A 13,285-nucleotide genomic window follows, 5' to 3' on the forward strand; every position below is an offset into this window, starting at 1 on the left:
CATGTCGTCCCGGCGAACGCCGGGACCCATAACCCCAGGGAGTAATTTGGCGAAGACTGGTCGTTCGGGATTGGTAGCACCCGCAATCGATAGATCGCGCGGTATGGGTCCCGGCGTTCGCCGGGACGACGCCGTGGAGGCAGCCTGCCCTACACCTTCCCGTCCACCATCACCTCGATCAGCTTCGTCCCCGGCCGGCCAAACGCCGACGCCAGCGTCGCCTTCAGCTCGCGGGGATCGCTCACCTTGATTGCCTCGCAGCCGAGCGCCTTGGCGACGCCGGCGAAATCCACGGGCGGATCGACGAAATCCATGCCGACATAATTGTCGTCGCCATGGAAGGCGAGCAGTCGCTGCTTGATGATGCGGTAGCCACCATTGTTGGCGATGACGACGTTGAGCGGCAGCTTGTGATGCGCCGCGGTCCATAGCGACTGGATCGAATACATCGCACTGCCATCGCCCGAGAAGCAGACGACGGGGCGATCAGGATTGGCGATGCTGGCGCCGACCGAGGCCGGCAGGCCCCAGCCGATGCCGCCCGAGGCAAGACCGTGATAGCCGTAGCGATCGCGATGCGGCCGCAGCGCCGTGACCTGACGGCTGGAGGTGAGGCCTTCGTCGACGAGGATGGCGTTATCCGGCATGGCCTCGACCATCTGCAGCACCAGAAAATCCGGATCGATCGGCGCACGTCCCGCGCTCTTGCCGATCTGCTCGACCAGCGCGGCACGCCGCCCGGTCCAGTTCTTCGGCGCGAGTTCGGCGAGACGCTGCTTGGCGCGGCTCGCAAGTGCTGCACCACCCATCTCCTTCAGCACCGGGATCAACGCGTGCAGCGTTTCCTTCAGATCCGCCTTGAGCGCGATTTCGGCGCCGTAATTCTTGGCGATCTCCCAATCGACGAGACCGATCTGCACGACGCCGAGTCCATCGGGCAGCGCATCGACCTCGCTATAGACAGACATCCGCAAGGGATCGCCGCCGAGCGCGATCAGGAGGTCGTATGGCGCGAGCGTATCGCGCGCGACCTTCTGCACGCGCGCCAGCGTGCCGACGAAGCTCGGGCTCTCCGACAGGAAGTGCGAGCCGTAGGGCGTCGAGGACTGGTAAGCGGCCGCGCCGAGCAGCTCGGCGAGTTCGGCGGCCTCCTTCAGCGCATCGCTCTTGACCACCTCGTCCATGGTGACGATCACGGGGCGCTCCGCCCTGAGCAGGCGCGCAGCAAACGCCTTGAGCGCTTCGTCCGACGGTCTCGTCCGCGCGTCGATGCGGGTGGAGCGGCCGAGATCGATCCCGGCTTCGCTGTTCAGGATGTCGCCGGGCAGCGAGATGAACACCGGCCCCGTCGGCGGCGTCGTCGCAATCTTGGCGGCACGGCGCACGATGCGCGGCAGATCCTCCAGCCGCGTCACCTCCACCGCCCACTTCACCAGCGGCTCGGCCATCCGCACCAGCGGCCCATACAGCACCGGCTCCATCAGGCCATGGCCCTGCTCCTGCTGGCCGGCGGTCAGGATCATCGGCGTGCCCGTGAACTGGGCGTTGTAGAGCGAGCCCATCGCGTTGCCGAGGCCGGGCGCGACGTGCACGTTGCAGGCGACGAGCTTTCCCGAGGCGCGGCTATAGCCATCGGCGATCGCCACCACCAGGCTCTCCTGCATCGCCATCACATAGGTGAGGTCGGGATGATCCTTCAGCGCATGCATGATCGGCAGCTCGGTGGTGCCGGGGTTGCCGAACAGATGCGTGATGCCCTCGTCCTTGAGCAGCGCGAGAAAGGCGGAGCGACCGGTGATCTTGTTCTTCATGTTTCCTCCAGGAGCGGACGTTGCCGCAAGGACTGAAAGCATGATGGCCGAAGTCGCGGGAGGCGCGCAAGGAAGCGTGGTCATGGCTGCGTTGCGCGGGCGCACAAACCGCGCTCTCGTGTCCCGGACGCGACGCAGCGCGAAGCGTTGCGGCGCAGAGCCGGGACCCAGTTGCTCACCGCATTCTCCGCCGCATGGGCCCCGGCTCAGCAGCGCGGCACTCCGCGCCGCACTGCGTCCGGGGCATGAGAGTGGAGCTACATTTCCTCCCGCCCCAGCTCGAACGGGTCCTCGCCACCTGCCCGCTTCTTCTTTTTCGAGCGCTGCCAGACCACGCCGGGGAAGCCTTTCAGCGGCACCAGCGGCTCGCCGGTATAGGCCCATTCCTGCAGCTCCTCGATCGCGATGTGATAGAGCGGCTGGCGGCCGGTGCGCTCCCTAAAGAGCGCACGCGGGATGTTGACCATGTGCGGACCGCGCGGACGTTCATAGGCAATCGGCGTGCCGCATTGCGAGCAGAAGCTACGCGTGGTCTTGGTCGCCTTGTCCTCGTAACGCGCAAGCGCCGTCTTGCCTGACGTGATGCGAAACCGCTTCTTCCAGCTGCCGACATAGGTCGCATAGGCCGCGCCGTGGGCACGGCGACTGGCGGCGGAGTGATCGTGCCAGGCCCAGCGCGCAGGGATGTCGATCTCGAAAGTCACCTTGCCGCAGAGGCATTGGCCGGTGGCAATCCCTGCGGCGGCTGCGGCTTTGGCCATTTGTGTTTTCCCTGCTGTCATTCCGGGATGGTGCGAAGCACCAGACCCGGAATCTCGAGATTCTCCGGTGCGCAATTGCGCACTATAGTTCGATGCTGCGCATCGCCCCGGAATGACAAGAGAACCTACGCCGGCGTCAGCTCGTCATAAACAGGATAATCCGTATACCCCTTCTCCTCACCGCCGTAGAACGTCGCACGGTTGTACGGCGTGATCGGATAGTCGTGCTGCAGGCGGCGCGGCAGATCGGGATTGGAGATGAAGATGCGGCCGAAGGCGATGATGTCGGCATGGCCGTCGGCGATCGCCGCATTCGCGGTCTCGCCGGTAAAGCCGCCGGCGGTCATCAGCACGCCGCTGTAGAGTGGGCGGAACAGCAGCATCGCGGACGGCACATTCTGCCAGTTGACCTCGGCGCGACCCGAGCCGCTGGAGCGCGGCTCGATGAAGTGCAGATAGGCGAGACCGAGCTTGTCGAGCGCCTTCACGACATGGGTATAGAGCGGCATCGGATCGGGCTCGCCGGAATCATTGGCAATGCCGTGCGGCGACAGCCGCACGGCGACGCGGTTCGCGCCCCAAACGTCGATCGCGGCCTGCGTCACCTCGAGCAGCAGCCGGGCGCGGTTCTCGATCGATCCGCCATATTGATCGGTGCGCTGGTTGCTGCGTGATTGCAGGAATTGCTCGAGCAGATAGCCGTTGGCACCGTGGATCTCGACACCGTCGAAACCGGCCGCGAGCGCATTCTTAGCGCCTTGCCTGAAGGCCTCGACGATACCCTTGACCTCGTCGGTCTCCAGCGCGCGCGGCGTCTCATAGTCCGAGATCTTGCCGTCGGCCGTCATCGCCCTCATGCCTTCCGCCTTGATCGGGATCGCCGAGGCCGAGACCGGCAGCTCGCCGCCATGGAAGGAGGAATGCGAGACGCGGCCGACATGCCAGAGCTGGAGGAAGATGACGCCGCCCTTGGCGTGCACGGCATCCGTCACCTTGCGCCAGCCGGCGATCTGCGCCTCGGAATAGATGCCGGGCGTCGCAGGATTGCCGCGGCCGTGCGAGAGCACAGGCGAGGCCTCGGCGATGAGCAGGCCGCCTTGCGTCGCACGCTGGCCGTAATATTCGGCGTTGAGCGGCCTCGGAGAAAAGCTCTCGCGCTCGGCCCGCATGCGCGTCAGCGGTGCCATCGCGACGCGATGCGCAAGCTTGTACGGACCGACCTGCAACGGTCTAAACAACGCCTCAAATTTCATGCTGACCCCGAGTTTCTTTGGAAGGATGCGGATCATATAGCGAGGGGCGGCACCCGGAAAAGGCGCCGCCCCACAAAAGCAGATATTCCCTCCCGCGGAAGGCGGGAGAGAACAAGTGCTAGGCCGTCTTGATCCAGACGGACTTCACGTTGAGATATTCCTCGACATGCTGCTTGCCGGACTCGCGGCCATAGCCGCTCATCTTGTAGCCGCCGAAGGGCACGGCCGGGTCCATCGCCTGGTAGCAGTTCACCCACACCGAGCCGGCGCGCAGCGACTTTGCAACCGCATGCGCCTTGCTGACGTCGCGCGTCCACAGGCCCGAGCCCAGGCCGAAGGTGGTGTTGTTGGCGCGCTTCACCAGCTCGTCCATGTCCTTGAACGCGATCGCGGAGATGACGGGGCCAAAAATCTCCTCCTGCGCGATGCGCATGTTGTCCTGCACGCCCGCGAACACGGTCGGCGAGACGAAGAAGCCCTTCGACAGCGCGCCTTCGGTGACGCGGCCGCCGCCGGCGAGCGCCTTCGCGCCTTCCTTCTGGCCGATGTCGAGATAGCCGGTGACGCGCTCGAGCTGCTGCTCGGACACCAGCGGGCCGATCTGCACATTGGGATCGAGACCGTTGCCGACCTGCAGCTTCTTGCCGAACTCGGCGACGCGGCCGACGAACTCCTCGTAGATCGACTGCTCGACGAACAGGCGCGTGCCGGCGCTGCAGATCTGCCCCGAATTGGCGAACACCGCCATCGCCGCGCCCGGCACTGCGGCGTCGAGATCGGCGTCGGCGAACACGATGTCCGGCGACTTGCCGCCGAGCTCGAGCGAAACACGCTTGAGGTTGCCGGCGGAGGCGCGGATGATCGACTGACCCGTGACGTGCGAGCCGGTGAAGGCGACCTTGTCGACGTCATGATGCGAGGCGAGCGCGGCGCCCGCGGTCTCACCGTAGCCGGGCACGACGTTGACGACGCCGGGGGGAATGCCCGCCTCCATCGCCAGCTCGGCGATGCGCAGCGAGGTCAGCGGCGCCTCTTCGGCGGGCTTGAGCACCACGGTGCAGCCGGTCGCGATCGCGGGACCGATCTTCCAGATCGTCGCGGTGAGCGGCCCGTTCCAGGGAATGATGGCGCCGACGACGCCGATCGGCTCCTTCAGCGTGTAGGAGAAGATCTCGCCGGGCAGCGAGTTCTCGATGGTCTCGCCATGGATCGCCGTGGTCTGGCCGGCGTAATAGCGCAGCATGCCGACGGCGCGCAGGCGATAGGCGCGGGTGCGGCTGAGAGGCGCACCCATGTCGAGTGTATCAAGCTGCGACAATTCGTCGAAATTCTTCTCGACGAGATCGGCGAGCTTGAGCAGCAGATTCTGCCGCTCAAACGGTTTCACCTTGCTCCAGGGCCCCTCGAAGGCGCGGCGGGCAGCGGCAACCGCGCGATCGATGTCTTCCTTGTCGCCCTCGGCGACGGTTGCGAGCAATTCGCCGGTGGCAGGGTTATGAGTCTCGAAGCGCTTGCCTGAGGCCGCGTCGACCCACTTCCCGTCGATCAGCATCTGCTTGTAGGACCCATTCGCGAACGGATGGCGCGTGATCGGAATAGCCTGCGACACAGCCATGGCTGCACTCCCTGTCAGGTGATTGATTGGTTCGATCTGGGCGGGATCGTTGGGATGAAGGATACAGCCGTGTCGGATAGGCGTAAAGGCAGCGCCGAACGAAGACCTCCCATGCCAACTTGTGCAGGGTCGGATTGTCGCCATGTTATAGCGCGACGAAGAGTCCTCCCCGGAGATGATCCATGTCCCATCCCGCCATCGTCAAAGACAATGTCGCCGTGATCACAGGCGGCGCATCCGGAATCGGATTTGCCGCCGCTGCGGCCTTCGCGCGTGCCGGCATGAAGGTGTGTATCGCCGACGTGGACCGGGAACGGCTGGCGGACGCCGCAGCAAGACTGTCATCCGTCACGTCTGCCACAAACGTGATGACCTCAGTCGTCGATGTCAGCAGCGCGGAAAGCGTGAGGGAACTGGAACGCGCCGTGGCTGCGCAGTTCGGCGGAACGGACCTGCTCATGAACAATGCCGGCATCCAGCCGGGCAGCACGCTGTTCGGCGAACCCGACAATTGGCAGCGCGTCATCGCCGTCAACATGTGGGGCATCATCAACGGCTCGCGCATCTTCGCGCCCAGCATGATCGCACGCGGCAAGACCGGCCTCATCATCAACACGGGCTCGAAGCAGGGCATCACCACGCCACCGGGCGATCCCGCCTACAATGTCTCCAAGGCCGGCGTGAAGGCATTTACCGAAGCCCTCCAGCACGAGCTGCGGAACACGAGAGATTGTCGCGTCACGGCACATATGCTGATCCCCGGCTTCGTCTTCACGGGCCTCACAGCGAAGGGCCGCACCGAAAAGCCGGCCGGCGCCTGGACGCCGGAGCAGACGGTCGAGTTCATGCTGGCGCGGCTTGAGGTGGGCGATTTCTACATCCTGTGCCCGGACAACGACGTGCCGCGCGCGCTCGACGAGAAGCGCATGCAATGGGCCGCCGGCGACATCGTCGAGAACCGGCCGCCGCTGTCGCGCTGGCACCCGGATTACGCGGATGCGTTCGCGAGGTTCGTGGAAGGCAGCTAGGCGCGGATCACAGCGTCTCTTGCTGGTGCCCGCAATTCTTGCAGGCGAACTTGACCCGGGTCTGGCCTTTCTCCGCCTGGACCCGGTTCGGCGCGCCGCACTTGCCGCAGACGGCCTCGATGCGGGTCGCGCCCTGCTTGACGACGATGGTCTTCTTTTCCATCGATTCGCGGATCAGGCGCTCGGCCCCTCACGCAGCGATTGTTTCGACAAAGCTCGTCTCCGCCTCTGGAAAGCGCGAGAGCCATAACGCACCTGCGTTCGAAGTACAATGCGGGATGCGGATCGGAAGGCCCGATCAAAACGTCATTCCGGGTGGTCGCGGACGTGAGAGCCGCGGAGCGACGCTCCGCGGCTCTCTTGCTCGTCGTCCGATTGGCGCAAGGCACATTTTTCAAGCCGCCTTGGAAACCTCCATCAGCAAACGCTCGGCCTTGGCATCCTCGATGCGGTTCACCAGCCGGCTGCTCTCGTGATTGTCGCGCACGGTCTTGGTCAGGGTGATGCAGGTCTGGATCAGCATGACGATGCCCATGGTGAGATAGCCCTTCATCCAGAAGTCGATCGGCAGGAAGAAGATGCCGATGGCGATGAGGAACGCGGAGGCTGCGAAGGACGCGTAAGTGAAGGTCACCCAGGCGCTGCTATGGGGTTGGCCGTTCTGGTTCATGATGGTCTCCTGTTGGTTCGAATGATGATGGGGTTGGGGATCAGGCAGTCGGCGCGCGCTTGGACTTCAACCGGACCAGCACGTCGTCCGCAGTCGTCTTCAACCGGGGGCCAAAACCCTGCTCGGCGAGTCTCTCGGCGGTGGCGAGCGGACCGGTGGCCGCATCGAGCTCGACCAGCGCATCATCGGCGGCCTGGGTTTCCATCTGCCGCTCGCGCAGGCGCCGCAGGGTGCTCTCCGCCTCCGGCAGCGTGGATTCGTAAGGGCGTGCCGCCTCGATGCCGCTGCGGCGAAGCGAGCGCACCGCCTCCGAGGCTCGGGCGACGCGGCGGCCGCGATCGAGCTCGGTGATGCGGGCCTGCGCGGTTGCGACGTGCCGCTTCAGCCGGGCGATCTCGGTCGCGAACAAGGCGCGGGCCGTCATTGCCGCATCGCGGTCGGCCTCCAAGCCTGCGATGGCTTCGGCGGCGTCCCTGGCGAGATCCTCGCGGCCGCCGTCGAGCGCCGCAACCGCGCGCGTCTCGAGATCGGCAATGCGGGCGACGGTCGCCTCGAGCTTGCGGCCTTCCTGCTGATCCTGCGCGATCGCCAGCGCCAGCGTCCGCTTGCTGCGCTCGACGGCGGCTGCCGCATCGCGCATCTGCTGGTCGAGAATGAGGAGGGCCGTGCGGTCCTCCAGCTCTTCGCCCGCGGCGGCCACGCTGCCGCGGAAAAGTGTCACGACGGTCTTGAACATCTGTTGCTCCCTGTTATGAGCGTTGCTCACAGATACTTTGTAGCAACAACCTTGAACATTGTTCAAGAGAAATTTGAGCAACGCTCAAAAATTTGACCGACGCATGTCTAAAGCCTTGGAACGTCGAGAGAAACTTCGATCCGCGCTCGTCCTGGCGGCGGAGCGTATGATCGCCGACCGCGGATTGCCGGGCCTGAAGACCCGCGATCTCGCCCGCGAGATCGGCTGCGCCAATGGTGCGGTCTATAATCTCGTGGCCGATATGGACGAGCTGATCCTGCGTGTGGGGTCGCGCACGCTGCTCCGGCTCGACGAGGCGCTGAGCGCGGCGGAAAGTGCGGGCGCTCCCTCGCCGCAGGAGACCCTGGTCCGCATCGCCATCGCCTATTGCGATTTCGCGGCGGAAAATCTCCAGCTCTGGCGCGCGCTGTTCGAGCACCGCATGGAGGCCGAGAAGGTCGTCCCCGACTGGTCCGTCGACGACCAGCTGCGGCTGTTCCGCCACATCTACCAACCGCTGGCCGCGCTGTTTCCAAAGCGCGGCCCGGAGGAGCTCGTCATCACAGCACGCAGCCTGTTCTCGGCGGTGCATGGCATGGTGGCGCTGGGGTTGGAGCAGAAGCTGGTCGCCGTGCCGCTGCCGGCGCTGCGCAAGGAAATCGCAGGCCTCGTGCGCGCGATGATTGACGGACTGATCGCGCGAGCGGCGTAGAGGCGCGAAGCGGTGGGACCGTAGAGATCTCGTCGACACCAACCAACGCGTAGACCCGCTCCGCTTCACTCCTTCGCGCAGCACCGGATCTGAATCTCGACGAGAGCTAGGAACGAACATTCCGAGGGTCGGTTGACGCGCATAGTTTCCCTCAGAGCGCGAGCCTTCCCATGTATCACCACGTCAAAAAACTGATGTTCACCGTGCGTGTCGACGAACCCGATCCTCGCTTCGGCAATATGCTGCTCGAGCAGTTCGGCGGCGCCAACGGGGAACTCGCGGCCGCGATGCAATATTCAATTCAAGGTCTGAATTGCGAGGACCCCGACCGCAAGGATCTCTTGATGGATATCGGCACCGAAGAGCTGAGCCATCTCGAAGTCGTCGGTTGTCTCGCGCGGATGCATCTTGCGCCTTCGAAGAATGACCGCCAGGCGGCGGAAGCCGATCCGCTGATCGCGATCGCCGGCGGCGGCGGCGTCAACCTGTTCAATTCGCAAGGCAATCCCTGGACCGCCGACTATCTCAAGATCACCGGTGAGCTCGACGTCGATCTCCGCAGCAACATCGCCGCCGAGGCGCGCGCGAAGATCGTCTATGAACGGCTGATCAATTTCTGCGACGACGCCGGCAGCAAGGACGCGCTCCAGTTCCTGATGACGCGGGAGATCACTCATATGAAGGCGTTCGCGCGAGCGCTCGAAAGCTTGTCGAAGCCGGCCTTCAGCGTCGGCAGGATCGCGCCGACGCCCGGCCTCGTGAACCAGTACTTCAACGACTCCACCGGCAGCGGTGACCACGGCGAAATCGACACCCGCGGTCCCTGGAACGAGGGTGAGGACTGGGTGTTCACGGAATCGCCTGCGCTGCAGTCCGCCGATCTCGGCGCCAGCATGCCGATCGTCACGGAGAGCTCACCGCCCGTCGACGAAGCCGGCCTGACCGATCTCCTGCTCCATGAACTGCGCGACATTCTCCATGCCGAGAAGCAGTTGACCAAGGCGCTTCCCAAGATGGCGCAGGCCGCGCGCTTCGACCAGCTGCGGGAATTGTTCGAGCAGCATCTGGCCGAGACCGAGAATCAGATCGAGCGCATCAACGAATGCTTCGAGCTGCTCGGCGAGAACGCGCGCGCCAAGCCCTGCAAGGGCATGATGGGCCTGATCGAGGAAGGCCAGGAGGTCATGAAGGAAGGCGAAGAAAAGGAGGACGCGGCCGCCGACCTCGCGCTGATTTCTGCGGCTCAACGCGTCGAACATTACGAGATGTCCGGCTACACCACGGCGCGCAACCTGGCGCAGCAGCTCCGGCATAGCGCAGTGGTCGCCCTGCTCTCCAAATCCCTCGCCGAAGAGGAAAACGCCGATCTCCTGCTCAATCAGGTCGCGCGATCGCTGATGTCGGTGGCGAAGATGCCTGCCGCGCTGGAGCAGGCCGAATAGGAAGCGCCGGGCGCGCGCACAGAGGCACCGAATGAAACCGTCTCGCGCCATCGCGCGGGGCGGCCGGCTACGGACACGGTACGATCATTCGTGCCGGTGGCACACACCTTGCCTCTCGATGCCGGACAATTGCCGGACAGGAGGCCCCCATGAGCAGTTCACCCTTCCATATGAGTCGCCGCAGCGTGGTGCTCGGCGGCGTGGGTGCCGCCGGCATCAGTGCCGTCACCCCTTCCTTCGCCTGGGCGCAGGGCCGGAGCGAGACGCTGCTGGTGGTGCAGGAGCTGGGTCCGAACTCGCTGGACATGCAGGGCGTCGGCTCCAACCAGACCGTGAACGGGCTATCGTGGAATTGCTACGACCGCCTGCTCTCCTACGCCTCCAAGACGCTGCCGGACGGAACGCTCTCGTATGATCGCGAGAAGCTCGCGCCCGAACTCGCCGAGAGCTGGGAGGTCGCGGCCGACGGCATGTCCTGCACCTTCAAGCTTCGCAAGGAGGCAAAATTCCACGACGGGACGCCGGTGACGGCCAAGGACGTCAAATGGTCGTTCGACCGCGCGGTGAAGGTCGGCGGCTTTCCGACCTTCCAGATGTCCGCCGGATCGCTGGAAAAGCCCGAGCAGTTCGTGGTCGTCGACGATCACACCTTCCGCATCGACTACGTCCGCAAGGACAAGATGCTGCTGTTCAACGTCGCCGTCGTGGTGCCGTTCATCATCAATTCCGAGCTGGCGAAGAAGAATGCGACGGCCGAAGACCCGTGGGCGCTGGCGTGGCTGAAGAACAACGAGGCCGGCGGCGGCGCCTACAGGATCGAGAGCTGGAAGCCCGGCAGCGAGACCGTGCTGGCGCGCTTCGACGACTGGAAGAGCGGACCGTTGCCGAAGATCAGGCGTGTGATCGCACGCGACGTTCCCTCCGGCGGGACCCGCCGCGCCATGCTGGAGCGAGGCGATGCGGACTTGTCGAGCGGCTTTGCGCCGCGGGATTTCGACCAGCTCATCAGGGAAGGCAAGGTCAAGGTGTCGGGCGTGCCCATCCCGAATGCGCTCTGGTACGTTGCTCTGAACACCGCAAAGCCGCCGTTCGACAACGTCAAGCTGCGGCAGGCCATCGCCTGGGCGATGCCGTATGAGCAGATCCAGAGCAGCGCGTTCTTCGGCCGTGCCGTTCCCATGTATGGCGGCGCCGCCGACGTATCAAAGCCGGTCTGGCCGCAGCCGTTTCCCTATGTCACCGATCTCGACAAGGCCAAGGCGTTGATGAAGGAAGCTGGCTTCGACTCCGGCCTGGAGACGACCTTATCGCTCGACACAGGCACCGCGACCGTCGGCGAGCCGACCGCGATCCTGATCCAGGAGAATCTCGCCGAGATCGGGATCAAGGCGGGAATCGAGAAGATCCCCGGCGCGAACTGGCGCACGACGCTGAACAAGAAGGAGCTGTCGCTCGCGCTCAACCGCTTCAGCGGCTGGCTCGATTATCCCGAATATTACTTCTACTGGAATTTCCACGGCAACAACTCGATCTTCAACATCTCCTCCTATCAGAACAAGGAGATGGACGCGCTGATCGACAAGGCCCGCTTCACCGCGGACGCAGCCGAGTACGACCGGTGCGTGAAGGACTTCATCGCGCTCTGCATCCGCGACCTGCCGATCGTTCCGCTCAACCAGCCGATCCACGACGTCGCCATGCAGAAGGGCATCACCGGCTACGAGTTCTGGTTTCACCGCGAGCCGGACTACCGTCAGTACGTGAAAGGCTAGTCCTGACGGGCGAGGCTGATCCCGCCCGAGCCTGCGCGTGCCTGCTCGATCGGAAATCCTCTTTCCAGCCGTGTGGCGCTTGCGCGCAGTATCGCCGCGTCGAGCCGGCCCTGCCGCAGGCCGTCCAGAGCGCAGGCGAACACGCGGTAGAACTGCGCGCCGTCATAAGCGACCAGCAGCAGGTCGACGCCAGCATTGATCGCCTCGACCACGGCCTTGCAGACGTCGTTCTGGTAGATCGCCCCCATCACGAGGTCGTCGGTCATCACCATGCCCTGGTAGCCCCATTTGTCCCGGATAATGCCATCGACGACGCGCTTGGAATGCGAGGCGGCGCGGTCGGGATCGACCGCGGTCAGCGTGACATGGCCGACCATCAGCGCGCTGCGCGAATGCGACAGCACCTCGCGGAACGGAAGCCAGTCGGTGGCTTCCAATTCCCCGACCGGCGTATCGAGATTGGCACTGAAATGATGCGTGTCGGTGCGCACGCGGCCGATGCCCGGAAAATGCTTGAGCGTGGCACCGACGCCGGATTCTTCCAGCCCGTGGACATAGGCACTTGCGATCGTGCTGACGACGGCAGGATCGGTTGCAATTGCGCGCTGGCCGATCAGCGTGTGAAAATCTAGACGGTTGCGCCTCGCCGGCGGCTTAAGGTCGAGCACCGGCGCGAGATTGAGGTTGACGCCAAGCGCACCGAGCTCGTGTCCGTGAATGCGGCCGAATTCTTCGGCTTTGGCTTGCTGGTCGTCGGGAGCCAGTCCGGTGAGCGTCGCCAGCGCCGGCACCTTGGTCAGGGGCGGGGCAAGATGCCCGACGATGCCGCCTTCCTGGTCCGCGGCCACGACCAGCGGCGGCAGGCCCGCCCCGCGCCGCTTGTCCTGAAGCGCCGAGATCTCGGTCCGCAGGGCCTCGACGCTCCGGCCCCGGATGTTGTGCCGGGTCACATAGACACCGCCGATCAATCCCTGCTCGGCAAGCCGCGCGACCTCGGGAAACGAGGAATAGCCGACCATGAAATGAGGCCCGAGCTGTCGCGCCTCGGCGGCACTTGCGCCGAGAACGTCGTGCTTGCACAGCTCGAACTTCAGATGCGCCGCGGACATCACGACCGGCGGCAGGCACCAGAGCGTGACCAGCAGCTTGCCCGCGATGGTGCGCCACCGCCCTCTGCGCAGCAGGAGGATGACGATCGCGATGCTTGCGACGACAAGCGCGATGTTTCCTGCGCCGCGCAACGGAACCAGATAGGGATCGTTCTTGTTCGCGGCCGCGAATGCGACGACAGGCGCGGCAAGCCAGAGCAGAATGAGACCGATACGGCGGAGGAATTGCATGATGCATCACGCGCTGGGAGTGGCGATGCTTCGCACCTATCAAAGTGATTTGCGCTCCGCGAGAGGCAAACGCGCGCCTGCACGAAATCTGCAAAAGACTCCTGAAACCGTGCAGACGATGATCCCGGCTTCTGCACAAGCACCG

General features: G+C 64.6%; 11 protein-coding genes and 1 pseudogene. 4 read left to right on the top strand and 8 right to left on the bottom strand.

The features are described from left to right. Positions 1-149: 149 nt before the first annotated feature. The 4 genes from RAD04_RS17685 to RAD04_RS17700 all read right to left on the bottom strand — a co-directional run bounded on the left by RAD04_RS17685 (position 150) and on the right by RAD04_RS17700 (position 5,440). Positions 150-1,811 (bottom strand): thiamine pyrophosphate-binding protein, encoded by a 1,662-nt coding sequence (locus RAD04_RS17685; RefSeq protein ID WP_461624782.1) that lies wholly within the window; start codon positions 1,809-1,811, stop codon positions 150-152. A gap of 257 nt (positions 1,812-2,068) precedes the next feature. After that, positions 2,069-2,572 carry a GFA family protein gene (locus RAD04_RS17690; protein WP_461624783.1) on the bottom strand — a complete coding sequence of 168 codons (504 nt, stop codon included), beginning with the start codon at positions 2,570-2,572 and terminating at the stop codon, positions 2,069-2,071. 125 nt (positions 2,573-2,697) lie between these two features. Then, positions 2,698-3,825 (bottom strand): alkene reductase, encoded by a 1,128-nt coding sequence (locus tag RAD04_RS17695; RefSeq protein WP_461624784.1) that lies wholly within the window; start codon positions 3,823-3,825, stop codon positions 2,698-2,700. A gap of 118 nt (positions 3,826-3,943) precedes the next feature. After that, positions 3,944-5,440 carry an aldehyde dehydrogenase family protein gene (locus RAD04_RS17700; protein ID WP_104464879.1) on the bottom strand — a complete coding sequence of 499 codons (1,497 nt, stop codon included), beginning with the start codon at positions 5,438-5,440 and terminating at the stop codon, positions 3,944-3,946. A gap of 182 nt (positions 5,441-5,622) precedes the next feature. Between RAD04_RS17700 and RAD04_RS17705 the strand changes: the two genes are divergently transcribed. Continuing rightward, on the top strand, positions 5,623-6,468 hold the full coding sequence (locus RAD04_RS17705) for an SDR family NAD(P)-dependent oxidoreductase (protein ID WP_461624785.1): 846 nt from the start codon (positions 5,623-5,625) through the stop codon (positions 6,466-6,468). 7 nt (positions 6,469-6,475) lie between these two features. On the opposite strand, the pseudogene RAD04_RS17710 reads toward RAD04_RS17705, so the two are convergent. The 3 genes and pseudogenes from RAD04_RS17710 to RAD04_RS17720 all read right to left on the bottom strand — a co-directional run bounded on the left by RAD04_RS17710 (position 6,476) and on the right by RAD04_RS17720 (position 7,874). Next, positions 6,476-6,681: pseudogene (locus tag RAD04_RS17710) on the bottom strand (hypothetical protein). A gap of 181 nt (positions 6,682-6,862) precedes the next feature. Next, positions 6,863-7,138 carry a YiaA/YiaB family inner membrane protein gene (locus RAD04_RS17715; RefSeq protein WP_091966026.1) on the bottom strand — a complete coding sequence of 92 codons (276 nt, stop codon included), beginning with the start codon at positions 7,136-7,138 and terminating at the stop codon, positions 6,863-6,865. Between the two features lie 40 nt (positions 7,139-7,178). Next, positions 7,179-7,874 (bottom strand): PspA/IM30 family protein, encoded by a 696-nt coding sequence (locus tag RAD04_RS17720; protein WP_461624786.1) that lies wholly within the window; start codon positions 7,872-7,874, stop codon positions 7,179-7,181. A 103-nt stretch (positions 7,875-7,977) separates the two neighbouring features. Between RAD04_RS17720 and RAD04_RS17725 the strand changes: the two genes are divergently transcribed. From RAD04_RS17725 to RAD04_RS17735, 3 genes are all read left to right on the top strand, one after another. Further along, positions 7,978-8,586: a TetR/AcrR family transcriptional regulator gene (locus RAD04_RS17725; protein ID WP_461624787.1), complete on the top strand. Its 609-nt coding sequence runs from the start codon at positions 7,978-7,980 to the stop codon at positions 8,584-8,586. 170 nt (positions 8,587-8,756) lie between these two features. After that, positions 8,757-10,028, top strand: a complete 1,272-nt coding sequence (locus tag RAD04_RS17730; protein ID WP_461624788.1) for a DUF892 family protein — start codon at positions 8,757-8,759, stop codon at positions 10,026-10,028. A gap of 149 nt (positions 10,029-10,177) precedes the next feature. Further along, complete coding sequence (locus RAD04_RS17735; protein ID WP_461624789.1) at positions 10,178-11,800, top strand: ABC transporter substrate-binding protein; 1,623 nt, start codon at positions 10,178-10,180, stop codon at positions 11,798-11,800. On the opposite strand, the gene RAD04_RS17740 is transcribed toward RAD04_RS17735, so the two are convergent. Beyond that, positions 11,797-13,140: a glycoside hydrolase family 3 N-terminal domain-containing protein gene (locus RAD04_RS17740; protein ID WP_461624790.1), complete on the bottom strand. Its 1,344-nt coding sequence runs from the start codon at positions 13,138-13,140 to the stop codon at positions 11,797-11,799. The two genes, RAD04_RS17735 and RAD04_RS17740, sit on opposite strands and share 4 nt — an antisense overlap. Between the last annotated feature and the right edge of the window lie 145 nt (positions 13,141-13,285).

Source organism: Bradyrhizobium sp. 25ACV, assembly GCF_054863005.1.